The organism is Stenotrophomonas sp. YJH_SMC_105-26, from assembly GCF_059368915.1.
This window is the reverse complement of the sequence record NZ_JCAFSD010000002.1, coordinates 146,497-171,424: the sequence shown is the minus strand read 5'-3', so window position 1 is coordinate 171,424 and position 24,928 is coordinate 146,497. Positions and strand designations below refer to the sequence as shown.

17 protein-coding genes are annotated in these 24,928 nt (G+C 67.3%); 6 read left to right on the top strand and 11 right to left on the bottom strand.

The annotated features are described in order from the left end of the window. Positions 1-41 precede the first annotated feature (41 nt). The 5 genes from AC5P7F_RS07725 to AC5P7F_RS07705 all read right to left on the bottom strand — a co-directional run bounded on the left by AC5P7F_RS07725 (position 42) and on the right by AC5P7F_RS07705 (position 6,401). Positions 42-359, bottom strand: a complete 318-nt coding sequence (locus AC5P7F_RS07725) for a hypothetical protein (protein ID WP_032960678.1) — start codon at positions 357-359, stop codon at positions 42-44. A 142-nt stretch (positions 360-501) separates the two neighbouring features. Next, positions 502-888: an SseB family protein gene (locus AC5P7F_RS07720; RefSeq protein ID WP_032960680.1), complete on the bottom strand. Its 387-nt coding sequence runs from the start codon at positions 886-888 to the stop codon at positions 502-504. A gap of 121 nt (positions 889-1,009) precedes the next feature. Continuing rightward, entirely contained in the window at positions 1,010-2,725 is a 1,716-nt protein-coding gene (locus AC5P7F_RS07715; RefSeq protein ID WP_164077029.1) for an alpha-amylase family glycosyl hydrolase, read from the bottom strand. Beyond that, on the bottom strand, positions 2,725-4,212 hold the full coding sequence (locus tag AC5P7F_RS07710; RefSeq protein ID WP_049404963.1) for an MFS transporter: 1,488 nt from the start codon (positions 4,210-4,212) through the stop codon (positions 2,725-2,727). Before AC5P7F_RS07710 ends, AC5P7F_RS07715 begins: the two co-directional genes overlap by 1 nt. Further along, positions 4,209-6,401 (bottom strand): glucosidase family protein, encoded by a 2,193-nt coding sequence (locus AC5P7F_RS07705; protein ID WP_164077028.1) that lies wholly within the window; start codon positions 6,399-6,401, stop codon positions 4,209-4,211. Before AC5P7F_RS07705 ends, AC5P7F_RS07710 begins: the two co-directional genes overlap by 4 nt. Positions 6,402-6,638: 237 nt before the next feature. Between AC5P7F_RS07705 and AC5P7F_RS07700 the strand changes: the two genes are divergently transcribed. Together AC5P7F_RS07700 and AC5P7F_RS07695 are read left to right on the top strand one after the other, a co-directional pair. Continuing rightward, positions 6,639-8,693 carry a glycoside hydrolase family 97 N-terminal domain-containing protein gene (locus tag AC5P7F_RS07700; protein WP_197602816.1) on the top strand — a complete coding sequence of 685 codons (2,055 nt, stop codon included), beginning with the start codon at positions 6,639-6,641 and terminating at the stop codon, positions 8,691-8,693. A 275-nt stretch (positions 8,694-8,968) separates the two neighbouring features. Then, positions 8,969-11,725 (top strand): TonB-dependent receptor, encoded by a 2,757-nt coding sequence (locus AC5P7F_RS07695; RefSeq protein ID WP_053494617.1) that lies wholly within the window; start codon positions 8,969-8,971, stop codon positions 11,723-11,725. A 211-nt stretch (positions 11,726-11,936) separates the two neighbouring features. Here AC5P7F_RS07695 and AC5P7F_RS07690 read toward each other — a convergent pair whose 3' ends face one another. Beyond that, positions 11,937-13,550, bottom strand: a complete 1,614-nt coding sequence (locus AC5P7F_RS07690; RefSeq protein ID WP_032957799.1) for an alpha-glucosidase family protein — start codon at positions 13,548-13,550, stop codon at positions 11,937-11,939. A 214-nt stretch (positions 13,551-13,764) separates the two neighbouring features. Here AC5P7F_RS07690 and AC5P7F_RS07685 point away from each other — a divergent pair, with 214 nt between their 5' ends. Then, positions 13,765-14,763 carry a polyprenyl synthetase family protein gene (locus AC5P7F_RS07685; protein ID WP_126411812.1) on the top strand — a complete coding sequence of 333 codons (999 nt, stop codon included), beginning with the start codon at positions 13,765-13,767 and terminating at the stop codon, positions 14,761-14,763. A 173-nt stretch (positions 14,764-14,936) separates the two neighbouring features. On the opposite strand, the gene AC5P7F_RS07680 is transcribed toward AC5P7F_RS07685, so the two are convergent. Beyond that, positions 14,937-15,728, bottom strand: coding sequence for a dienelactone hydrolase family protein (locus AC5P7F_RS07680; protein ID WP_164077026.1), 792 nt, complete (start codon positions 15,726-15,728; stop codon positions 14,937-14,939). Between the two features lie 156 nt (positions 15,729-15,884). Here AC5P7F_RS07680 and AC5P7F_RS07675 point away from each other — a divergent pair, with 156 nt between their 5' ends. Beyond that, positions 15,885-17,120: a hypothetical protein gene (locus tag AC5P7F_RS07675; protein WP_239510474.1), complete on the top strand. Its 1,236-nt coding sequence runs from the start codon at positions 15,885-15,887 to the stop codon at positions 17,118-17,120. Between the two features lie 70 nt (positions 17,121-17,190). Beyond that, positions 17,191-17,781 carry an SMI1/KNR4 family protein gene (locus AC5P7F_RS07670; RefSeq protein WP_164077024.1) on the top strand — a complete coding sequence of 197 codons (591 nt, stop codon included), beginning with the start codon at positions 17,191-17,193 and terminating at the stop codon, positions 17,779-17,781. A 60-nt stretch (positions 17,782-17,841) separates the two neighbouring features. Here the strand turns inward: AC5P7F_RS07670 and AC5P7F_RS07665 are convergent, their stop codons facing one another. The 4 genes from AC5P7F_RS07665 to AC5P7F_RS07650 all read right to left on the bottom strand — a co-directional run bounded on the left by AC5P7F_RS07665 (position 17,842) and on the right by AC5P7F_RS07650 (position 23,876). After that, positions 17,842-18,375 (bottom strand): hypothetical protein, encoded by a 534-nt coding sequence (locus AC5P7F_RS07665; RefSeq protein WP_164077023.1) that lies wholly within the window; start codon positions 18,373-18,375, stop codon positions 17,842-17,844. An 87-nt stretch (positions 18,376-18,462) separates the two neighbouring features. Beyond that, a complete protein-coding gene (gene murD, locus AC5P7F_RS07660; RefSeq protein ID WP_164077022.1) occupies positions 18,463-19,872 on the bottom strand; it encodes a UDP-N-acetylmuramoyl-L-alanine--D-glutamate ligase in 1,410 nt (469 codons plus the stop codon). Further along, the gene (murL, locus tag AC5P7F_RS07655; RefSeq protein WP_049441093.1) at positions 19,853-21,205 is read right to left on the bottom strand and encodes a UDP-N-acetyl-alpha-D-muramoyl-L-alanyl-L-glutamate epimerase; all 1,353 of its coding nucleotides are present in this window, start codon (positions 21,203-21,205) and stop codon (positions 19,853-19,855) included. Before murL ends, murD begins: the two co-directional genes overlap by 20 nt. A gap of 76 nt (positions 21,206-21,281) precedes the next feature. Next, positions 21,282-23,876: a bifunctional aspartate kinase/diaminopimelate decarboxylase gene (locus tag AC5P7F_RS07650; RefSeq protein ID WP_164077021.1), complete on the bottom strand. Its 2,595-nt coding sequence runs from the start codon at positions 23,874-23,876 to the stop codon at positions 21,282-21,284. A gap of 75 nt (positions 23,877-23,951) precedes the next feature. Between AC5P7F_RS07650 and AC5P7F_RS07645 the strand changes: the two genes are divergently transcribed. After that, on the top strand, positions 23,952-24,824 hold the full coding sequence (locus tag AC5P7F_RS07645) for a PhzF family phenazine biosynthesis isomerase (protein WP_164077020.1): 873 nt from the start codon (positions 23,952-23,954) through the stop codon (positions 24,822-24,824). The last annotated feature ends 104 nt before the right edge of the window (positions 24,825-24,928 follow it).

Below are 24,928 nucleotides of genomic sequence, written 5' to 3'. Positions count from 1 at the left end.
CGAGCCCTGCCCCGCACACCGTCCACGACAACCGCGAAAGTTCAGCGCACCGGGGCCTTCGGCCCCAGCAACGCCAGCAGCACGAAGACCACGATCGAGGCGACGGTGCCAAGCACCGCCGGCAACCCGAATGCCCACGCCGGACGGCCCTGCTGGCGCGCCCACTGGCCCAGATGCCAGGCCGCCCCCAGGTTGATCAGCCAGGCAATGGCGAACACCGGCCACAGCACCATGCCCACCGCACGCAGAACAGGCATGGACACCAGTGCGGCGACGATGGCCGCGAACAGGAAGACCAGTGCGGAGCGGGAATGGCGTGATCGTGCCGGTGCGTCGGCGGGTGATTCGCTGAATTCCATGGAGAGTGCCTCGATCCCGATGTAGTCCAAAGGGGATCACGTACGGTGCCCGAAGGGAAGCTCTCTGTAGTATCGAGCCGTGCTCGACTGATCCGGCATTGCGCGAACGGCAGCCGAGCATGGGCTTGGCTCTACATGACAATCAACCCTGGGCGAAGTCCTTCAGGATCTCGCCGACGCCACTGGGCGAGATCTCGAAGCCCAGCGAAGTGCCCGGGTTGATCACCACGCCGTAGCCACCCGGCACGCGGCGCAGCACGTCCAGCATCCGCCAGCGGATCTGGTGTTCGGCCTGCTGGCTGTAGATGCCCACCCGCGACGGATCGGTGAACACGGCCACGTGCAGGGTGCCCTGCTTGTCGAACAGCAGCGGGTCGAAGCCGCTGCCATCGGGGGTCACCAGGCTGCCGGTCAGCAGTACCACCTCGGAGGCGACGAAGGCCTCCATGAAGGCGCGGATCGGCACCGACCCGTCCATCGCCGCCTTCAGCAGGGTTTCGATCGGGGTCTGCGGGGCGAGGTCGGTCATGGCGATACGGCGGGGCGTGAGGGGGGCCTATTGTGCCGGATATGGTCACCCCGGTAGTGCCGGCCGCTGGCCGGCACCTGAAGGTGCCATGGATTCATGGGTTGCCGGCCAGCGGCCGGCACTACCGCCCCAGCCGCACGTCCCGCGCCCGCTGGTCGGCCATCGCCTTGTCCAGCTCGGCCTGCAGCGCCGGCTGCTGCACGGCGGCATCGAGCACGTACACCTTCACCCCGTGCGCCGGCACTTCGGCCTTCAGGGAAGCATCCACCTGCAACGAACCGCCGTCCAGCGCATCACGCCAGCGGCCCGCCTGGACGTACCGCGCCACGGTGAAGGTCTTCGCACTGTCGCCCTTGTTCAGCAGCACCAGCGCGGTCTGCGCCACCTCGCCATGCTGCAGCACGCGGAAGAACACCGCCTCATCACCCTGCAGGCGCTCATTCACCTGCAGGCCGCGCTGCAGCGCCGGAGTGGCTGCGCGCAGCCGGGCGATACGCTGCAGCGGCGCGAAGATCGGACTCTTCGGCGCAGCATCCACACGCGGCTGGCCGAAGTAAGCGCGATTGCCGGCATGCTCGGCACGGCCACGCATGAAGCCCGTCTCCGAGCCGTAATAGACCACCGGAATGCCGCGCGCGGTGAACAGCCAGTTGTGCGCATCGATGAAGCCGTTGTCACTGGCCTGCAGGCGCGGCATGTCGTGGTTGTCGTAGAAGCTCATCAGCTCGTACGGGTTGGCATACGGCCCACCGCTCAGGTGCAGCGACTCGGCCAGGGTTTCAAAGCCCTTGCCGGCGGTGCCGAACGCCTGCTCCAGCGCACCGCGCAACGGGAAGTCGAGCACGCTGACGTTGGCGTTGGCCGGCCAGGTGTGCTCTGCAATGCGCGCGGCATCGTAATCGAACGCTTCGCCGAACATGAACATGCCCGGGTGCTCGGCGCGGATGCGCTTGACGAAGGCATGCCACCACGGGTGCGGCAACCAGCCGATGGTGTCGATGCGCAGCGCATCCACTCCCTGCGCGGTCCATTGCAGGTAAGCACCGACCAGGTAGTCCATCACCGCCGGATTGTCCTGGTTGAAGTCGGACAGCTCGGCCAGGTTGCCATCGAAGATCGAGCCGTCCTTGCTGTCGACCGGTCCAATGCTGTTGTAGAACGCGTGCAGCGGGTTGTGCTTCGGATCCAGTTCCTGCGGCGGCAGGTTCTGGTGGTCGGCGATCAGTTTTCCGTCCTTGTCGAAGATCTGCCCGAACTGCGGCTGCCGTGTCGGCATGGTCCAGGCCGGCGAACCGTGGTTGCCTACGATGTCCAGCACCACCTTCAAGCCGGCACCGTGCAGGCCCTTGGTCAGCCCGGCGAAATCCAGGTCTTTGCTGGGCAGGTGCTCATCGAGCTTGTAGAAGTTGATGCCCCAGTACCCGTGGTAGCCGGTCTTGCCGCGGTCGGTCAGCGTGCTGGTGCAGCTGATCGGCTTGCTGCCGGTAAAGGCCTCGTCCGGGTTGTCGACGATGGGCGTGATCCACACCGCGCCGAAGCCGAGGTTGCGGATGTACTGCGCATTGTCGAGCACGCCGCGGAAGTCGCCGCCGAGATAGCCGATGTTGCCGTCCACCTTGTCAGGGCATGGCACCGGAATATCGAAGGTGCGGTGCACGCCGCCCTGGTCACGGTGATCGTTGGACGGATCACCGTTGACGAAGCGGTCGGTGACCACGAAGTACACCGCATCGCTGGCGAACGGTTCGGTGGTGCCCACATAGTCCGGGCGCGGCGCGGCCGCCGCATGGCCGGCCAGCAGCATCAAGGAAACAGCAACAGACAACGCAGCACGCATCACACCACCTCCGGACGGGACGGAACCCACAACACGCACAGGCCGGCAATGAACAGGCTGCAGCCGCCCAGCACCAGCACATGCATCGGCTGGCCGCCCAGCAACGTGCGCAGGGCGAAGCCGAGTGCACTGGCCGCCACCAGCTGCGGGATCACGATGAAGAAATTGAAGATGCCCATGTACACGCCCATCTTCGACGCCGGCACGCTGTCGGACAGCAGTGCATACGGCAGCGAGAGGATGGACGCCCAGGCGAAGCCGACGCCGACCATCGACAGCAGCAGCCAGTGCGGGTCGCGGATGAACATCAGCGAGACCAGGCCGGCACCGCCCAGCCACAGGTTGACCAGGTGGCTCCAGCGCAGGCCGATCGCACGCACCATGAGTGGAATCAGCACCGCCGCCAACGCGGCGAACCCGTTGTAGGCGCCAAACAGCACGCCCACCCAGTTGGCGCCCTCGTTGTAGGCCGCCGACTCTGGTTCAGTCGAACCGAAATGGGCGCCAGCCACCGCGGCGGTGGTGTAGATCCACATCGCAAACAGCGCGAACCACGAGAAGAACTGTACCCACGCCAGGCGACGCATGGTGACCGGCATCGCGCGCAGGTCGCCGACGATGGCGGCCAGCATGTGCGTGGCCGGCAGCGTACGCGCGAGCGCCAGCAGCAGGCCATAGCCGGCACACAGGCCGGCCAGCACGTACAGCATCCGGTCGCCCTGCCGCCAGGTGATCAGCAGCGCCAGCAGTACGCCCAGCCCCAGCCATGCAGCCACCTGCACCCAGGGCGCCGGGCCGCTGATCGGCGCCGCTGCGTGATGTGCCGGAGGTTCGGCGTCATCGAAACCGGCCAGCTCCGCCGGTGAGTATTCGCGGGTGCTGACCACCGTCCAGGTGATTGCCGCCAACAGCACCACCGCGCCGAAGTAGAACGCATAGCGCACGGTATCAGGCACCTCACCTGCGGCGGCCGTATTGGCGACCCCGAAGTGGGCCAGGATGAACGGCAGGAAGCTGGCGACGATGGCGCCCACGCCGATGAAGAAGCTCTGCATGGCATAGCCGGCCGGACGCTGGCGCGGCGCCAGCTGGTCGCCGACGAAGGCGCGGAACGGCTCCATCGACACGTTGATCGAGGCATCGAGTACCCACAGCGTGCCGGCGGCGATCCACAACGTCGGCGAGTTCGGCATCACCAGCAGCGCCAGCGTGGTCAGCACCGCTCCGATCATGAAATAAGGACGGCGGCGCCCCCAGCGCGTCCAGGTGCGGTCGGACAGGTAACCGATCACCGGCTGCACCAGCAGGCCGGTCAGCGGCGCGGCGATCCACAGCCCGGGCACCGCGTCGATGTCCGCGCCCAGCGTCTCGAAGATGCGGCTGGCATTGGCGTTCTGCAGGGCGAAGCCGAACTGGATGCCCAGGAAGCCGAAACACATGTTCCAGATCTGCCAGAACGACAGCTGCGGCTTGGCGGTACGATTCATCGTGCGCCCTCTGCCGCGGCCACCGGCGCCACCATCAGCGCCTGCACCTGGGCCTGGTTGAGCACGCCATCGCGTCCGCCCTTGCCCCCGGTGTAGTGCGCGAAGTGCTGCAGCGCGCTCATGTTGAAGCTTTCTTCAAGCGTGACCGTGCATCGGCCCTTGGGCACCGTGAATGTCGCCGAGGTCGAGTCCTGCACGGCCACGCTGTGCGGCAGGGTGACGGTGTGCCGCTGCAACGGCTGGCCCGGGCACTGCAGCACCAGCTGCTTCACCGCAGCGGTGACGCCGGTGTTGATCGGCCCGTTCGGATTGCGGTACTGCAGGCGCAGGCGCACCTGCCCGGCCCTGGCGGAGGTGAACTGCCAGCGCTGCGTACCCTTCAGTCGCTGCTGCGGACCGACGCAGACCATCGGGCTGTGCAGCGATTCAATTGCACCGTCGCGCCGGGTCAGGCTGAGGCAATGCTGCAGGCCATCGTCACCGATGCGTGCCAGGCCATTGCTGGCGGCGAGCGCCCGGCCGTCCTGCCACAGCACCTGGCCGGCAGCGACCACGACATTCCAGCCCATGCCCTTGCGTTGCACCTGCGGTGCGGCCGGCGTGGCCGGTGCGCGCGCATCTGCGTCGGCCGTCGTCGCCGCGCTGCGTGGCGCGGCTGCGGCGGGCACCAGCTGCACGGTGGTGGTGGCGCCACGGGTCTTCACCTTGCCCGCCACCAGCAGGCCATCACCCACCTGCTTCGGTCGCTCCAGCACATAACGCCTGCCATCGGCCTCCAGGGAGATGCGGCGCTGATTGCCGAACAGTTCGGGCACCAGCACGGCCGGCAGCTTGGGCTGCACGCGGCCATCGTCCTGCACGCCGAACACGCCCTCGACCACCATCGACAGATAGCCGGCCACCGACCACAGCTGGCGTTCGGAGTTGACCACCGGGCCGCTCAGCACGCCCTCGTCAACATGCACCGCCTGGCTGACCAGCTCGTAGTTCTCCATGTTGGAACCGGCCAGCGCGGCGCCCTGCATCAGCGAGCGGATCTCGGCGGCGATGCGCGGTGCATCGTCCAGCTGGCGCGCCGCGCGCAGCGAATAGGCACTGACGAACGGCCAGATCGCGCGGTTGTGGTAGATCGGCTGCTGCGCCTCCTGCGGCCACACCACCGGGCTGCCGGCCGGGCCCATCGGATACGCCGCCAGCGCACGCCGCGCGCGCTCGGGCGGCAGCACCTCGGCCAGGATGCCCAGCGACAGGCCGAGCAGATCGACCTTGGCGTACGGCACCGGGTGCGCGGCCTCGCCGATGTAGCTCATGTACTGGCCGATATCCTCGCGCCAGAAGCGTGCATCGATCTGCTGCGCCAACGCATCGGCCCAGGCCCTGTAGTCGGTCGCGCGGGCATCGCCGTGCTGCCCGGCCAAGCGTTCGGCCAGGCGCAGTGCCTGGTAGTGCAGCACGTTGGTGGACAGTGCGTAGGAATCACCGATGAAACGCACGTCCTCGCGGGTCCAGTCTGGATAGGTCTGCTCGCGCCAGTCCAGGAAGGAGGTCTCGCCGCGGTACAGACCCATCTGCGCGTCGAACACCATCGCGCGGTCCTGCGCCAGCGTGCCCTGCAGCGCCTGCCAGACCTGATCGGCAAACGCTCGGTCCTCCAGCAGGTGGCGTGCCGCCAGGAACCACACCACGCGATCACTGCTGATCGGCCAGCTGCCGCCGGAACCGGTGTCCTGCGCCACGAACAGGCCGGGCGTACGTCCGTCACGGGCTGCCGACAGCTTGAACTGCAGCGACTGCCGGGTGCGCTGCGGGTCCAGCCGCGCCAGCGCCAGGTCGGCGGCGAAGCTGACATCACGGGTCCACACATAGGGCCAGCGTGCACCGGTCTGGAAGCACTCGCACGGGACCGGCCGGCCCTCGTCGAACGCCGGATCACGGATCGCGTCCACGCGGTCCTGGGACATCTCCTGCTGGGCGAGCGCGAACAGGGCATCGAACATCACGCTGCCGGTCTGGCTGCGCATCGGTGCGGCTGCGATCTGCACTGCGCCCTTCGGCGCATGCAGCACGAAGCTGCCCTTGGCAGCGGCTTCGGCGCGCGCATGGCGACCGTCGAATTGCAGGTCGGCCGCCTGCGCGGTCGATCCCAGCGCTGCCCCCAGGGCAGCGGTCAGGCAAATGATCTTCAGCATCGAAGCGGCGGACCGGCTTGCGCCCGTCGGCCTCCCTCCCTCTCTGCACGCGTTGTAGGTCCGCACCGTCGTTGCCGGCGGGCGGGCGCGGCCCCTCCCTCAAGGTGCCTGGGCCCCATGGTAGACGCGGGGCTGTCGGCTGCGTCCAGTTGCATACGTATTCATGGCATCGCGCGGTGGCGCGCCCGCCGCGCTGGCTTATGGTCCGGGTCTGCCAACGGCGCCTTGGGAGGGGAATTGCCGATGTCATCCACTGCTGTACGCGCGGTGTTCGCGCACATGCTCGGGCTGGCCCTGATCGGGTGGTCCACGCTGGTACAGGCCACGCCGCAGGTGGCCAGCGTCGAATCGCCGGGCAAGGTATTGAAGGTCAGTCTGCTGCTGGACGGCGGCACCGCCCGCTACCGTGTCGAGCGCCTGGGCGACACCGTGGTGGAGGATTCGAAGCTTGGCTTTGCCCTGCGCGACGGTCGCCTGGACCGCGATTTCGCCCTGCTGGGCCAGCAGCGGCGCAGCGTCGACGACACCTGGGAGCAGCCGTGGGGCGAGCGCCGGCTCACCCGCGACCACTTCAACGAGCTGACCGTGCAGCTGGCTGAAACCACCGGCCGCAAGCGGCGGCTGGATGTGGTGTTCCGCGTCTACGATGATGGCCTTGGCTTCCGCTATGTGTTCCCTGAGCAACCGAACCTGCGCGAAGCCATCATCGATGACGAACTGACCGAATTCGCCATCGCGCCCGAATCAACCGCCTGGTGGATTCCCGCCGGCGAACCGATCCACTACGAATACCTGTATCAGCACACGCCGCTGCGCGAAGTGCCGCTGGTGCATACGCCGATGACCCTGCGCAGCCGCGATGGCCTGCACGTGGCGATCCACGAGGCCGCGCTGGTGGACTATGCCGGCATGTGGCTGCGGCGCACCGAGGGGCAGCGCCTGCGCGCGCAGCTGTCGCCCTCGGCCGAAGGCTGGAAGGTACGCCGCACCCTGCCCTTCGCCACGCCGTGGCGCACGCTGCAGATCGCCGATCGTGCCGGTGGCCTGGTCGAATCGGACCTGATCCTCAACCTCAATGAACCCAACGCGCTGGGCGATGTGAGCTGGGTGAAGCCGGCCAAGTACCTGGGCGTGTGGTGGTCGATGCACCTGGACAACGAGAGCTGGGCAACCGGACCGAAGCACGCGGCCACCACCGCCAAGACCAGGAAGGTGATCGACTTCGCGGCCGCGCACGGCTTCCGCGGCGTGCTGGTGGAAGGCTGGAACCCGGGCTGGGATGGCATGTGGGTGGGCAATGGCTACGACTTCGATTTCACCCGCGCCACGCCTGATTTCGACATTGAAGCGCTTACGGCGTATGGCCTGAAGAAGGGCGTGCACCTGATCGGCCATCATGAAACCGGCTGCGCCATCGAGCACTACGAGGACCAGCTGGGTGCCGCGCTGGACCTGTATGCACGGCTGGGCGTGGACCAGTTCAAGACCGGCTACGTCTGCGACGACGGCCAGGTCGACCGCCGCAATCCGGCCGGGGGCCCACTGTGGCGCGAGTGGCACGACGGGCAGTTCATGGCCCGCCACCACCTGAAGGTGGTGCAGGAAGCCGCGCGCCGGCACCTGTCGGTCAACCCGCATGAGCCGATAAAGGATACCGGCCTGCGCCGCACCTATCCCAACTGGATCTCACGCGAAGGCGCGCGCGGCATGGAGTACAACGCCTGGGGCCAGCCACCGAACCCGCCCGGGCACGAGGTCAACCTGGTGTTCACCCGCATGCTGGCCGGGCCGATGGATTACACCCCCGGCATCCTCAGCCTGAAGGGCCGCCACGGCCAGGCCATTCCCAGCACGCTGGCCCGCCAGCTTGCCCTGTACGTGGTGCTGTACAGCCCGATCCAGATGGCCGCGGACCTGCCCGAACACTACCTGCAGCATCGCGAGGCGTTCCGTTTCATCGAGGACGTGGCGGTGGACTGGGAGCAGAGCCGCGTGCTCGATGGCGAAGTGGGTGACTACGTGACGATCGTGCGCCGCGACCGCAACAGCCGCGACTGGTTCCTCGGCAGCATCACCGACGAACACGGCCGCGTGCTGCCGGTACCGCTGGGCTTCCTGGAGCCAGGCCTGCGCTATCGCGCCGAGATCTACCGCGATGGTGAAGGCGCTGATTTCCGCAGCAACCCGTTCGCGTTCGCACGCGAAACCCGCGAGGTGACCAGTGCCGATGCACTGACGCTGGTGCTGGCACCGGGCGGTGGGCAGGCCATTCGCTTCACGCCCATCCACTGAACGTTTTCCTACCTGCGCTCCCGTAGCGCCCGAGCCCATGCTCGGGCGGCGGTGCGTAGCACCGAAACGCAGCCGAGCATGGGCCCGGCTCTACCGAACAAGGCACCTGAAAGCGATTACAACCCTGCAGACGCCATTGAATACGTATGCAGGGTGATTCCCGCGAAGAACGCGCTGCCTACCATAGCGGCGACGACAGCGGCCACCGCGTCGCACGTTCACGGCCCCGCCGGAACGCTCACAAATCGATCTGCAACATTGCCTGGGAGGGGAAAATGTTGAACCACAAGCGCAGCGCGCTGAGCATCGCGCTGGCCGTTGTCCTGGCGCCGACGCTGGCGTCGGCACAGTCCACGCAGAACACCACCACGCCGGCCGGCACCGCCGCCACCAACCTGGATACGGTGCAGGTCACCGGCATCCGCCGCGGCATCGAGAGCGCGATCGCGGTCAAGCAGGACGCCACCTCGGTGGTCGAGGCAATCTCCGCTGAAGACATCGGCAAGCTGCCCGACGTCAGCATCGCCGAATCCATCTCGCGCCTGCCCGGCCTGGCCGCCCAGCGCGTGGCCGGGCGTGCGCAGGTGATCAGCGTGCGCGGCCTGTCGCCGGACTTCGCCACCACCCTGCTCAATGGTCGCGAAGTGGTCAGCACCGGCGACAACCGCGGCGTCGAGTTCGACCAGTACCCGTCCGAGCTGGTCAACGGCGTGACGGTGTACAAGACCCCGGACGCGGCGCTGGTCGGCCAGGGCCTGTCAGGCACCATCGACATGCAGACCGCGCGCCCGCTCAGCTTCGGCGAGCGCGTGATCGCGGTCAGTGGCCGCTACCAGAAGAGCTCGCTGGGCCGCGCCGCCAACACCGATCCGTACGGCAACCGCTTCAGCGCCAGCTACATCGACCAGTTCCTGGACAAGACCCTGGGCATCGCCATCGGCTATGCGCACAGCGACATGCCGATCCAGGAGAACCAGGTCGGCCTGTACGAGCCGTGGACCACCGAGCACACCGACAAGGGCGACCGCCCGGGCGTGGGCGCCGGCACCTACTTCTCCGATGGCATCAAGGCGCTGCGCCGCACCGGCAACAACAAGCGCGACGGCGTGATGGCCACGATCCAGTTCCGCCCGAACAACAGCTGGACCAGCACCTTCGATGCCTTCCACACCGAAGCCGAGCAGATCGACACCGCCAACCAGTTCGAGCTGAACCTCAGCAACTACAACGGCAACTACACCCCGGGCCTGCTGGTCAGCAACCCGCAGGTCAACGCCAACGGCTCGTTCACCGGCGGCACCGCCAGCGGCGTGTATCCGCTGGTGCGCGGCATGTACAACAAGCGCAAGGACAAGATCGATGCGTTCGGCTGGAACAACGAGTTCAACTTCGGCGGCGTCAAGCTGGTCGCCGACCTGAACTACTCCAAGGCCACGCGCGACGAGCTGAACCTGGAAAACAACCTGCAGCTGACCCCGATGCCGCAACTGGATACGGTCGGCGTGTCGATCCGCCAGGACGGCTTCTCGCAGATCACCCCGGGGCTGAACTACTCCAACCCCGATGCGCTGTTCCTGACCAACACGATCTACGGCTCCGGCTACGGCAAGGTGCCGCAGGTGGAAGACCGCCTGAAGGGCGGCAAGCTGGCTGCCACCATCGCCCTCCCTGATGCCATCGCCTCGTGGGCACCGGATATCGACATCGGCGTGAACTATGCCGACCGCCGCAAGGTGAAGACCCAGTCCGAAGGCAACATCCTGCTCGGCGCACAGGGCGATGCCAACATCGCCTCGGACCTGCAGTACCGTCCGGTGGACCTGGGCTTCGCCGGCCTCGGCACCATCCCGGCCTGGAACGTACCGGCCGCTGTGGGTCGTTACATGACCTTCAACCCGGTCGACAACCTGGACTACCTGATCCCCAAGTCGTGGACGGTCGAAGAGAAGATCACCACCGCCTGGGCGCGCCTGAACATCAACACCGACATCGGTGAAGTGGGCGTGCGCGGCAACATCGGCGTGCAGATGCAGCACACCGACCAGAGCTCGGATTCGCGCTACTGGGACAGCTCGCAGTCAGCCGGCAACAACGTGCAGCCGTATTCGAACGGCCGCACTTACAACGACTGGCTGCCGAGCTTGAACCTGGCCTTCATGTTCCCCCACCAGCAGACGCTGCGCTTCGCCGCCGCCAAGCAGGTCGCGCGCCCGCGCGTGGACCAGATGCGCGCCGGCCTGGAGTTCGGCGTGGATACCGGCACCGGCCGGCCGGGCGGCAGTGGTGGCAATCCGCTGCTGGATCCGTGGCGCGCCACCGCGCTGGACCTGTCCTATGAGAAGTACTTCGGCGAGAAGGCCTACGTGGCTGCCGCGATCTTCTACAAGGACCTGAAGAGCTACGTCTATACCCAATCGGTGGACAACTACGACTTCACCGCGCTGCTGGGCAGCTACGTGCCGCCGCCGGGCATGACCGCGCCGGTGCTGACCACCGGCACCTTCTCCGCGCCGCAGAACGGCAAGGGCGGCACGTTGAAGGGCCTGGAACTGACCGCATCGTTCCCGCTGGACATGCTGACCGACAGCCTGCGTGGCTTCGGCCTGCAGGCCAGCGCGACCTTCAACAAGAGCGACATCACCATCCTGGATCCGGAGAGCGCCTCCAGCGTGGGCAGTGACCCGATCAGCCTGCCGGGCCTGTCCAAGCGCGTGTACAACTTCACTGCCTATTACGAGCGCAGCGGTTTTGAAGCACGCGTCAGCCAGCGCCGCCGGTCGGACTTCATCGGTGAGATCGGCAACTTCAACGGCAACCGCAGCCTGCGCTATGTCGTCGGCGAAAACGTGACCGATGCGCAGGTCAGCTACACCTTCAGCGACAGCAGCGCCCTGCGTGGCCTGACCCTGCTGCTGCAGGGCAGCAACCTGACCAACGAGCCGTACCGCACCTACGCCGGCAGCAAGGACCGCCCGCTGGAGTACATCGAATGGGGCCGCACCTACATGCTGGGCGTGAACTACAAGTTCTGAGGCAGCGCCGGGCCCTGCCCGGCAGCCCGGACCCGGTAGTGCCGGCCGCTGGCCGGCAACAGGAAACAGGGAGCAGGACCGGAAACCCGCTGCGCAGGCAGCGGGTTTTCCTTTGCGCGGATGCCGGCCGCTGGTCGGCAAGGCCCAGCCACAAAAAAGGGACGGGGCGCTTCGGCCCCGTCCCCGCAAGTACCGCCACCGGAGAAAACGGTCAGCTGCGTCGGGCGCAATACACCGCGCGTGGCGGCAGCTGGAGTTCATTGCCCTGCACCGTGCCCGCATCCGGGCCCGGTACCACCACCTGCTGCCAGTTGCCCGGCGGCAGCGGATGGCTCACCGCTTCGGCCGACAGGTTGAAGGCCAGCAGGAGGGTTTCATCTGCAAGCATACGCTCGAACAGCAGCACGGGCTCGGCGCTTTCAAGAAATCTGATGCTGCCATGCAGGAGGGCCGGCTGGGTATGCCGCCAGGCCAGAAACGCGCGGAACGCCGCCAGCACCGAATGCGGGTCGCGCTCCTGCACGGCGACCGCCGCGGCCCGGTGTTCGGCCGGGATCGGCAGCCAGGGCTGGCCGGTGGTGAAGCCGGCCAGCGGTGCATCGGTCCACGGCAGCGGGGTACGGCAGCCGTCACGGCCCTTGAAATTCGGCCAGAAGGTGATGCCATAGGGGTCCTGCAGGGCCTCGAACGGCACCTCGGCCTCGGCCAGGCCCAGCTCCTCGCCCTGGTACAGGCAGACCGAACCGCGCAGCGAGCACAGCATCGCCACCAGCATCCGCGCCAGGCGCGGGTCGGCGGGGTGGCCGCCCCAGCGGCTGACCGCGCGCTCCACATCGTGGTTGGACACCGCCCAGCACGGCCAGCCTTCGGTCATCGCTGCTTCCAGGCGCGAGACCGTATCGCGGATGTAGGCCGCACTGTAGTCGTCCACCAGCAGCTCGAAGCTGTAGCCCATGTGCAGGCGGCCATCGCGGGTGTACTCGGCCGTGGTGGCCAGCGAGTCTTCCGAAGAAATCTCGCCCAGGCTGACCGCCCCCGGGTATTCGTCCAGCAGCGCGCGCAGGCGCTCCAGGAACGGCAGGTTCTCCGGCTGCGTGTTGTTGTAGTAGTGGTACTGGTAGGCGTACGGGTTGTCCGGGCTGAAGCCGCGCCCCACCCGCTTGTCGGCGGGCTTGGCCGGGTTGTCACGCAACTGTGCGTCGTGGAAGCAGAAGTTGATCGCATCCAGGCGGAAGCCATCCACGCCGCGGTCGAGCCAGAAGCGCACGTTGTCCAGGGTCGCCTGCTGCACGTCCGGGTGATGGAAATTCAGGTCCGGCTGGTCGACCAGGAAGTTGTGCAGGTAGTACTGCTCACGGCGCGGCTCCCACTGCCAGGCGCAGCCGCCGAACAGCGACAGCCAGTTGTTGGGCGGGGTGCCATCCTCGCGCGGGTCGGCCCAGACGTACCAGTCGGCCTTCGGATTGCTGCGGTCCTGGCGGCTCTCACGGAACCACGCATGCTCGATCGAAGTGTGGCTCAGCACCTGGTCGATCATCACCTTCAGGCCCAGGCCGTGGGCCTTGGCCAACAGGCGGTCAAAGTCGTCCAGGCTGCCGAACAGCGGGTCGACATCGCGGTAATCGGCGATGTCGTAGCCGAAGTCGGCCATCGGCGACCTGAAGAACGGCGAGATCCAGATCGCATCCACGCCCAGCGCGGCAATGTGGTCCAGGCGCTGGATGATGCCGGGCAGATCGCCCACGCCATCGCCGTTGGCATCGAGGTAACTGCGCGGGTAGATCTGGTAGATGACGGCTCCGCGCCACCATGGATAGTGCGACATCGACAGCCCCCCTCCGGGCATGCGGGACCCGCCGGCAGCGGGCCGAAATCCTGATCCGGCAAGCTTAGCGGCGGGCTCCCAGGCATGGCGCAACCTGCATACGTATTCACGCGGAGGGCCGCGCAGGCCGGGCTGGAATTGCCGCTCGGGCCGGTTTGCGCCCGAATTCACGGCCAGCGCCTATAATCGGTGGTGAGCCTGAAAGCCTGATCGCATGACCATCACCGAAGACACCCGTCCCGCCCTGGGCCTGCCCCAGATCCAGTCGCTTGCCGCGGCCGACATGGCCGCCGTCGACGCCCTGATCCGGCGCCGGCTGTCCTCGGACGTCGTGCTGATCAACCAGATCGCTGACCACATCATTTCCGCCGGCGGCAAACGCCTGCGCCCGATGCTGGTGATGCTGGCCGGCCATGCGGTCGGCCAGGCCGGCCCGGAGCACCACCAGCTGGCGGCGATCATCGAGTTCATCCACACCTCCACCCTGCTGCACGACGACGTGGTGGACGAATCCAGCCTGCGCCGTGGCCGCAGCACCGCCAACGCACTGTGGGGCAACGCGCCCAGCGTGCTGGTCGGCGACTTCCTGTACTCGCGCAGCTTCCAGCTGATGGTCGAGCTGGAGCGCATGCCGGTGATGCAGATCCTGGCCGACGCCACCAACCGCATCGCCGAGGGTGAAGTGCTGCAGCTGCTGCACGTACACAACCCGGACACCGACGAAGCCGCCTACCTGCGCGTGATCGAGCGCAAGACCGCGGTGCTGTTCGCCGCCGGCACCCGCCTGGGCGCGCTGGCCAGCGGCGTGGATGAAGCGACCCAGCAGGCCCTGTTCGACTACGGCATGCACCTGGGCTACGCGTTCCAGATCGCCGACGACGTGCTGGACTACTCGGCCAACGCCGAGGAGCTGGGCAAGAACCTGGGCGACGACCTCGCCGAGGGCAAGGCCACGCTGCCGCTGATCCACGCGATGGCCCACTCCGACGACATCACCCGCGAGCGCCTGCGCACCATCGTGCAGGACGGTGACGCCTCGGCGATGCCGGAAGTGCTGGCCGCGATCCGTGCCACCGGCGGCCTGGAGTACAGCCGCGCGCGTGCAGAGGAATATGCCGAAGCCGCCGAGCGCGCGCTCGACGGCCTGGGCGACAACGATGCCGTGGCCGCCCTGCGCGGCCTGGCCCGCTACGCGGTGCAGCGCTCGCATTGACCGGCTGAGGTGTGCCGACCAACGGTCGGCACCCACCAAACCGGCATTCCGGTGGGTGCCGACCGTTGGTCGGCACTGAAGCATCGGTAGTGCCGGCCGCTGGCCGGCATTCCCGATGACATCCGCAGCATCATGAGGTTGCCGGCCAGCGGCCGGCACTACCACTGCACGAATCAACGTTTCTCGAAGCGTTCCTCGAAGAACTCATCCAGCGCCTTCCACGCGCGCTTCGCCGCCCGCTCGTTGTACTGGCACCCCGGCGGACTGTTGGCATCGCGCTCGGCGAAGCAGTGCACCGCACCGCTGTAGTTGGTGAACTCCCAATCGACCTTGGCCGCGTCCATTTCCTTCTGGAAGCCAGCGATGTCCTCGGCAGTCACGCTCCTGTCGTCTGCGCCGTTGAGCACCAGCACCGACGGATGGCCGCCACCAGCCTGCGCCGGCAGCGGTGAACCCAACCCACCGTGCAGGCTGACCACACCGGCCAGCGGCGCACCGGCACGGGCCAGTTCCAGCACCGTGGTGCCGCCGAAACAGAAGCCCACCGCGCCGATCCGGCCGGCATCGAGCGGCACCTTGCCCGCCTGCGCCCTGAGCACGTTCACCGCCTCCAGCGCACGTGCGCGCAGCAGCGGCCTGTCATTGCGCAGCTTGGTTGCCACCGGCCCGGCCTCGGCATCGGTCTTCGGCCGCACGCCCTTTCCGTAGACATCGGCCACCAGCACCACGTAATCATCGCCGGCCAGCTGCTTGGCCTTTTCGACCGCCGATTCGTTCACGCCCTTCCAGTTCGGCACCATCACCAGACCCGGGCGCTTGTCGTTGTCGCCGTCGTCATAGACCAGCACGCCACTGAAGGTCGTGCCCTGGTGTTTCCATCCCACCGGCTGGGTCTTCATCGCCGCCCACGCCGGCATCGCCGCCAGCCCCAGGATCACCGCCACACCGCATCGCCAACGATTCATGCGCCTGCTCCACCGAGAGGGAACCCGGAGTGTACGGGGCCGGCGTGAAGCCGAAGCACGCAATGCAGCCCCCACTTCAGATCCAGACGAACAGGCCGATAGCTAGTGTCCAGCTGTGTGCCCCCCCCCCCTTCCCCAACAAGGATGTCCCGTTTCGTGAAAAACCTGGGTTCCACTTCGCTTGCCTCGCTTGCCCTTCTGCTGCCTGCTGCCCAGCTGAGCGCCAGTCCGCTGGACGAGACTTTCACCGCGTTCAGCCGCTGCGACGCCAGCTTCTTCTCCAGCCTGCACACGCACGCAGATGCATGGGCCGCGCACGCATCGTTGGGTGGGACAGGCACGATCAACTGGATCGAGACCAAGGATCGTTCCGAGACCACCAACGAGGTCCAGCTCCGTGGCGGACCCCGCATCGGCGGCCTGCCGGTCGCCACCTACTTCGACAACACGTCGGACCTGGGCGTCCTGGGTCGTTATATGAGCTGGGGGTTCACCTTCGATGCGCCACTGGACACGGTTGTCAAGCAGCTGTCGCCCTTGATCGAACATGCCGAGCGCCTGCAGGGCGATCGCGGAATGCATGCCCGTAGCGAGGTCCGCGCAGGCGATCAGTGGCTGCCCACTTCCAATCGTGGCGGCATTGCCTCCGGACGCATGCTTCTGGAACGGGTGCTGATGGTGGAATCCAGCGGCGGCAGGACCATGGTGGGATGTTCGCTGCAAGGGGCGGTAGATGCCGATGTCATGGCCCAGCTCCGCCCCGACGTACCCGCTGCCGATCGCCCGCAGCCGCAGGCGGCCGGCCGGCGACTGGAAGATGTGCCGGTTATCAAGGCTGTTGTTGATGGCGTGGACAACCCGTTGCTGGCCCCCCGGTTCACATCGCTGACCTACCGCTACCGGATCAAGGGAAGGGCCCCCTCCACTACTCCGACCACCATTACGATGGTGGCCGACAACGGCCTGTTGAAGATCACCGAGGACTACACCTCGTTCACCATGCATCGGCTGTCAAAGGCAAATCTCTTCCAGCTGGCATCCATGCGCGACGCTGCGATGACCCTGCAGACCCGGTCGCTGAAGCAGGATCTTCCCGCAGCGTGGACACCCGGCAGCCGGTTCCGCGCAGAGACGACGATGGTCTTCTATCCGGAACGCAGCACTTCCAAGCCACTCGCCACCACGCTGTCCTGCGTGATCGGAGAACGCTTCCCGGCACGCGATGTATCAGCCTCGCTTTCTGGCGATGCGATCCGGCTGGAGTGCAAGGTCGACGGCGATCGCAGTGTTCGTGCCTTCATCGAGGACCTCGGCATCGCGATCTCCCTGGAATCGCATGGCAAGTACGGCTCATCGGTCTACGACATCATCGATTTCCAGGTGGTACGCTGACACGCCGCGCCGCACGGCCGGCCTCGATGCGCGAAGCCGGCTGTGCCTGCCCTGCTCTTGGCATCTTCCGATGACCCTTGTTGATCGCTTTCTGTCTGGCCTGATTCCGCGCTTGCCCGCCGAGGATGCTCCGCAATGGGCGCGGGTACAGGGTGCCACTGTCGAAGACCTACAGCGCCTGCGGGCGCAGTGGCCACAGGTCCCTGACAGCCTGATGGAACTGTTGTCGCGCGTGGATGGCACCCATTTCCGCGAGTATCCAGGCGGCGAGGTGTGCGTGCTGATGCTCGGCTCCGATGTCGGCGACTATCCGTACTACCTGCGCTCGGTCGCACAGATCTTCGAAGACCAGCAGCAGTGGGACGACAGCATCCGTTCGATCTACGAAGAGTGGCTGGATGACGAACCGGAGATCCTGGGTGAGGGCATCGACGCCGATCTGCCGATGAACCGCCGCCTGTGCTTCTCGCACTGCATGAACAACGGCGGCACGTCGATGCTGTACCTGGATTTCGACCCGGGGTCGGGCGGCACGGTCGGCCAGGTGGTGCGCTACCTGCACGATCCGGACAGCTACGCGGTGATCGCGCCCAGCTTCGACGCCTACCTGCAACAAATGATTGGTCGCGATTACGCGTTCATCGACCAGGACGAGGATTGAAACCCAGCCGAGCATGGGCTCGACTCTACAGTAGATCCACGCCATGCGTGGATGGCGCTCTCACCCGCGTTCGATCCAGTGCAACGTGCCGGGCGCGAACGCCAACAGATCCGCCGCGGCGAGCTGATCCCGCGACCAATGATGTTCCGGCGGCTTCGGCTGCCGGGCCCCCACCGAGCCGTCGTAAACACGCACCAGAAGTCCGATACGCGCCGCACCCACACCCAGCAGGGCATCAATGCGCTGCAGCCATTGGCCGGCGTCGGCAAGAGCTCTATCGCGGCACACCTGCTGATCCTGTTCATGCCGCGCCAACTGCTCGGACAGCGCGCGAGCGATCCTGGCCTCACTCCAGCCCTTCTTCCGCCAACGTTCGGCATCGCCCTTCCATTCCGGCTGCACACTCGTCGAGGCCAGCGCGGTGCCGCAATCGCAGTACGCGGCACTCAGCCACGGCTGCCAATCCGGGCCCACCGCCGCCTGCAGGCTCGGTGATGCCTGCGCGAACAGGCGCCGGCCGCTACGGGTGAAGGCCGCGGCGGCCGCGTCGTGCGGCAATGACGTGGGCAGGAACACGGTGATGAAGGTGCACATGCGGGCATCCGGGTCCGTCCGGGGATGCCTGCATGATAAATGCACGATGGGGTCAGAGCCCTTTCCTGCGGAAAAGGATCCGACCCCTTACCCGATGCCCAACCCCGGAATCGCGCTGATGCTGTCCGGATCGAACCCGGCCAGCGCGGCGAAATGACGGCCACGCGCCACGTAGTCGCGGTACGCACCAAAGCTCGGTGCACCCGGCGACAGCAGCACCACCCCGCCCTGTTCGCCCAGCGCGGCGCGCGCCAAGGCCATCGCCTCGGCGAGATCGCCCGCCGCATGCAGGCCGAAGCGACCGGCGTCGGCCAACGGCTCCAGCATCGCGTGGATGCGCGGGCCGTTGCTGCCCATGGTCACGATCTCCACCGGCGGCACATCGTGCGCCATGTGCTGCATGAAATCGGTCCAGTCCAGGCCACGGTCATGCCCCCCCACCAGCAGCGCGATGCGCTGCCCGGCGAAGCACTCCAGCGCGGCCAGGCTGGCATGCGGCGTGGTGCTGATCGAATCGTTGACGTAGGTCAGGCCATCGGCCACGCCGATGCGCTGCAGGCGGTTCGGCAGCGGACGGAAGTCCTGCACCGCCGGTGCCAGCGCTACGGCATCCAGCCCCAGCGCTTCCAGCGCGGCCAGCACCGCGCACAGGTTGCCGCGGTTGTGGCGGCCTGGCAGCGGCGTGTTGCAGGTATCAAACACGGCCTGCTCACCGCGATGCACGATGTCGCCGCGCATGTGCCAGCCCTGCGGCTGGTTGAACCAGACCACTTCGCTGTCGGGCAGCGACAGCGCGGCCAGGTGCGGATCGGCGGCGTTGAGCACAGCGATGCGCGGTGCGGCTTCAGTCACCAGCCGCAGCTTGTCTTCGATGTAACGCTGTTCGCTGCCGTGCCAGTCCAGGTGTTCCGGGAACAGGTTAAGCACCACCGCCACCTGCGGGCGGGCGCCACTGCGTGCCACCTCACCGGTCTGGTAGCTGGACAGTTCCACCGCCCAGTACTCGGGCGCGGGCTGGGGATCCAGCACTTCCAGCAGCGGCAGGCCGATGTTGCCGACCAGGCCGGTGCGATGGCCGGCGGCACGCAGCAGGTGCGCAACCAGCGCGGTGGTGGTGCTCTTGCCCTTGGTACCGGTCACGCACACGGTGTCGTGCACGATGCCATCGTCGGCCGCGTGTTCGGCGAACCACAGCGCGGTGCCACCGATGAAGCTGGTGCCCTGCCCTGCAGCCGCCAGCGCGATCGGCTGGTACGGGCTGATGCCGGGCGATTTGATCACCACGTCGAACGCGGCCAGCGCTTCAGCGGAAGGCTCGCCACGCACGTCCAGCGCGCCCTCCGTTTCCGCACGCGCCGCCTCGACCTCGGACACCGGGCAGAACAGGCTCAATGCCAGCGTGGGCAGGCGCGCGCGCAGCACCGCAAACGCGGCGCGGCCCTCACGGCCCCAGCCCCACAGCGCGACGCGCTTTCCTTCAAGCTTCGAAATCTTCACGCACCCGTTCCCACAGCGCAGCTGGAACACGGTGCTCGCCCTGCAGCTGCAGCAGCGGTGCCAGTTCCAGTTCGGCGGCATCCAGCTGCGGCTGGATCTCGTTGCAGAAGCGCTTCACCAGCACGTCTTCCTTCCACTCCGGGCGCTGTGCCAGGGTCGCCATCGCCGCACGCGATTCGCGGCCTTCGCCCACGCACTCGAACGGCTTGTGGTCCTGGAATTCCAGCAGCGCATCGAAGCCACCGGCCTGCTCGGCATCGTCCAGCAGGTTGCGGCCGAAGATGCGCACCAGGCGCGTCTTGGGCATGAACGGGGCCAGCGCCAGGAACACGAAATGGCATTTCGGGCAGACGCCGCACCAGCGGTTCACCGGGCGCTCGCCGAGGATGTGGAAGTTGCGGTTGCAACTGGAGAAATGCGCGTCGTAGAAGTCACTCTTGGCGAACTGGCGGGCCACCGCCAGCTCGGACATCGGGCGCAGCAGCGAGTAGTACTGCAGGTCCGCCGCCACGTACTTCTGCACATGGCTACCGAAGGCCTGCTCGCAGGCCCACCCCTTGGACCACTGGTGGTTCACTTCGCCGGTGCCTGGAATCTGGCTGCCGTAGCTGGCCGAGCGCTCGTTGGAGAACACGACCTGGTCCACGCCGTGCAGCAACGCGGCCAGCACCATGATCGCCGAGTTCACCACCGTCACCGGGATATGGCCGTTCCAGGCGCCCTGGCGGTTCAACTCGAACAGTTCCGGTGCCAGCGTGCGGCCCAGGTTCAAGGTCGGCAGGCCAGTGCGCTCGGCGCACGCACGGATCAGCTGCGAGCCACCGATCCAGGTCACGGTCTCGTCCACGCCGGCACGGCGCAGCGCTTCGATGCTGACCAGCGAATCCTTGCCGCCGCCGATGGCCACCAGCGCATGCGGCTGCAGGCCCAGCGCCGGCGCCTGCACGGCCTCGCCCTGCACCGGCAACCGGAAGCGGCCGCGCAGGTTCAGGCCGTTGCGGTAGGCGAATTCGCCCAGGCCGTTGAGGTAAATGGTCTCCACCAGCGCGGCGGTATCGGCATCGATGCTGTAGCTGTCGATGCTGACCGTATCCGGTACGCCGGCCTTGTAGTAGCTGACACCGGCGATCAGGTGCAGCAGCTGCAGCGCGCGCTGCACGGCGGCGCTACGCGCTTCGTCCAGCACGAACGGGGCGCCGGGCACGGTGATGGTTTCCACCATCTCCGGGCCGTCATCAAAGGCGTAGACCAGCCTGGCCACGCCGGTATCCGCGGCGAATTCGCAGCGGACGAAGCGGAAGCGGGAAACCTGGTGTTTGTCGAAAGCAGTCATGGTGTATCCGGTCAGGCACGGGCCCGTGCGATGGCGCGGGGCGTGTCGGTGGGCGGGTGCAGGGCGCGCGCGGTGGTCATTCGATCACGTCTTCGCGCGGCAGCATCCGCTGGTTGTAGGTGTTGGCCATCACATAGCCGTACGCGCCGGCGTCGGCGATCAGCATCACGTCGTCCGGCGCAGTTGACACCGGCAGCTTGCGGCGCTTGCCGAACACATCGCTGGATTCGCAGATCGGGCCGACCACATCGAACGCCGCTTCGGCATAACCACCCTGGCGGCTGAGGTTCTCGATGTCGTGCCAGGCGTCGTACAGGGCCGGGCGCATCAGCGTGTTCATGCCGGCATCCAGGCCCACGCGGCGCACGCCGTCCTTTTCCACCACCTGGGTGGCATGGGTCAGCAGCACGCCCGATTCGGCCACCAGGTAGCGGCCCGGCTCGATCGCCAGGCGGAATGCCGGGTGCAGCGCCTTGACCTCGGCCAGGCCCTCGGCCCAGGCGTCCAGGTCGAACGGCTCGTCTTCGTCGCTGTACGGAATCGGCAGGCCGCCACCGATGTCGATGGTGTGCACGCTGCCGATGCGGCGGGCGAAGCCGGCCAGCTCATCGCACATCAGGCGCCAGTGCTGCGCGGTTTCCACGCCACTGCCCAGGTGCGCATGCAGGCCGACCACGCGGCTGCCCAGCTCGGAGGCCGCGCGCACGAACTCGTCCACGCGGGCGATCGGCAGGCCGAACTTGGACTCCTTGCCGCCGGTGCGGACCTTGGCATGGTGGCCTTCGCCACGCCCCAGGTCGACGCGCAGCCACAGCTCGCGGTTGCGGAACAGGTCCGGCCAGCGTTGCAGCGCTTCGACGTTGTCGACGGTGACGGTCACGCCAAGGGCGAACGCCGCCTCGTACTCGCTGCGCGGGCAGAAGCTGGGAGTGAACAGCACGCGCCGCGGCGACAGCTCCGGCAGGTGCTGGAACACATGCTTCAGCTCGCCGTACGAGACGCACTCCAGCCCGAAGCCCTCGGCTTCCAGCAGCTGCAGGATGGCCGGGTGGCTGTTGGCCTTGATCGCGTAGTAACGCTGGTCGATCGGCTTGATCGCGGCCAGCGCGCGGGCGCGGGCGCGCACCGTCGGCAGGTGGTAGACATAGCGCGGCGTACCGGCATCGGCCAGCTGCAGCAGGTGCGCACGCTGGCCGCGCCACCACGGCGTGCCGCGCGGGCGCACGGTGCCGGCAATCTCGCGCCAGCGCGGGCCGAACACTTCGGTTTCTTCCACCGGCATCGCACCGCTGTCGATCAGCTCGGCATGCAGGATCGGCAGCAGGCCATCGGCATCGGCCTCGTCGATGACGAAGGTCAGGTTCAGGTCGTTGGACGACTGCGAAATCATGTGCACGCGCTCGCGGCCGAAGGTGGCCCACACGTCCGACAGCTTGTGCAGCAGAGAACGCATGCCACGGCCGACCAGGGTGATCGCCGCGCACGGCACGATCACCTTCACCTTGCAGATCTGCGACAGGTCGGCCGACAGCGCGGCCAGCACATCGGTGTTGACCAGGTTCTCGGACGGGTCCAGCGACACGGTGACGTTGGTCTCGGCCGAACCGATCAGGTCCACCGACAGGCCATGCTTCTTGAACAGGTTGAACACATCGGCCAGGAAGCCGACCTGCTGCCACATGCCGATGCCTTCCATCGACACCAGCACGATGCCGTTGCGGCGGCTGATCGCCTTGACGCCTGGTACCGGTGCAGCACTGCCGTCAATGCTGGTGCCCGGCAGTTCCGGACGCTCGGTATCGAGGATGGCCATCGGCACGCCTGCATCGCGGCACGGCTTGATCGAGCGCGGATGCAGCACCTTGGCACCAGTGGTGGCGATTTCCTGCGCCTCGTAGTAGTCCAGGCGGGTCAGCAGGCGCGCGTCCGGCACATCCTTCGGGTTGGCACTGAACATGCCCGGCACATCGGTCCAGATTTCCACGCGGCTGGCGCCGAGCAGCGCGCCGAAGTACGCCGCCGAGGTATCCGAGCCACCACGGCCGAGGATGGCGGTACCGCCATCGGCATGCCGCGAGATGAAACCCTGGGTGATCAGCAGGCGGGTCGGCTGCGCGCGGAAGCGCTGCATCCACTCCGCGTCGGCACGCCACTGGCAGTTCACCGACAGGCGCTGTGACCAGTCGCTCTGGTTCGGCTGCGGCGGCATCGCGTCCAGCCACTGGCGGGCATCCATCCAGCCCATGTCCAGTCCCGAGGCGTGCAGGTAGGCCGCGCCCAGCGTGGACGACAACAGTTCGCCCTGGCCCAGCACTTCGGCCTGCCACTGCAGCGGACGGGTGGCCGCACGCGGGTCGTCGAGCAGGCCCTGCAGTGCCGCCAGGCGCTCGGCCAGTACTTCGCGGCCCAGGCCCAGTTCGGCCAGGAAGCCTTCATGGCGTTCGACCAGCGCGGCCACGCGATCACGGCTGTCCGGCGCGCCATCGGCGATCGCGGTCAGTTCGTTGGTGACCCCGGACAGCGCCGACACCACCACCAGCACGCGCGAGCCGGTCTCTTCCGCGCGTTTTTTCGCCAGCTTCCCGATCGTGTCCCAGCGGTGACGACGCGACACCGAAGTGCCGCCGAACTTCAGTACGATCCAACGATCGACAAGGGGGGAAGCTGACATGGATTGGCTATGTAGAATGTGGGGAAGCCGCCCTTGGGGGCGGAACCTTTGATTCTAAGCGCAATATCCCCGTAGATGGCCCTCCTCCGTTACCTGCAGCTCGATGTCTTCGCCTCCCGCCCCGGAACCGGGAATCCACTGGGTGCCCTCCTGGACGCCGATGCGCTCTCCGGCGAGCAGATGCAGGCCCTGGCCGCCTGGCTGAACCTGTCCGAGACGGTGTTCTTCCTGCGCCCCAGCGCGCCCGGCGCCGACTACCACATCCGCATCTTCACCCCGACCCGTGAGCTGGCCTTCGCCGGCCACCCGAGCGTCGGCGCGGCCTGGGCGGCGGTGAGCTGCGGCCTGGCCCAGCCTCGCGACGGCGCCCTGCTGCAGCAGTGCGCGGCGGGGGTGCTGCCCGTGCGGGTGAGCGGCCCGGCCGAAGCACTCCAGATCCAGCTGGCCAGCCCACCGGCGCGGCAACTGGCGACTGGCGCAGATGCGGCACCCGAAACACTGCTGGCCCTCGCCGCCAACGGGCACGTGCCCGAACTCTGGGACAACGGCGCGCGCTGGTGGCTGCTGCCGCTGCGCGATGCCGCCGCTGTGCGCGGCCTGGCGCCGGACATGGCCGCCCTGCGCGACTGGAGCCTTGCCACCGAGGCCACCGGCGTGGCCGTATTCGCCGACGAAGCCGGTACCGACCACACCCGTGTGGTGCGCGCATTCTGCCCCGCCGATGCGGCCAGCGTGCCGGAAGATCCGGTCACCGGCAGCGCCAATGCCCTGATCGCTGCCTGGCTGCGGCAGCGCAACGCCCTGCCCGGCCGCGAGGGCCATTACGTGGCCAGCCAGGGCCGCGAAGTCGGCCGCGATGGCCGCGTACACGTCGAGGTGGATGCGCAGGGCACGGTCTGGATCGGCGGCCAGGTGCAGCCGGTCATCGACGGCCACCTTCGCTGGTAGCGCACGAAAAAAGGGGACGGAGGGAATTAAGTCGCTTATGGCACTTGGGGCACAAGCGACTTAATTCCCTCCGTCCCCTTTTTTGTGCCCCGCGCTACGCTATG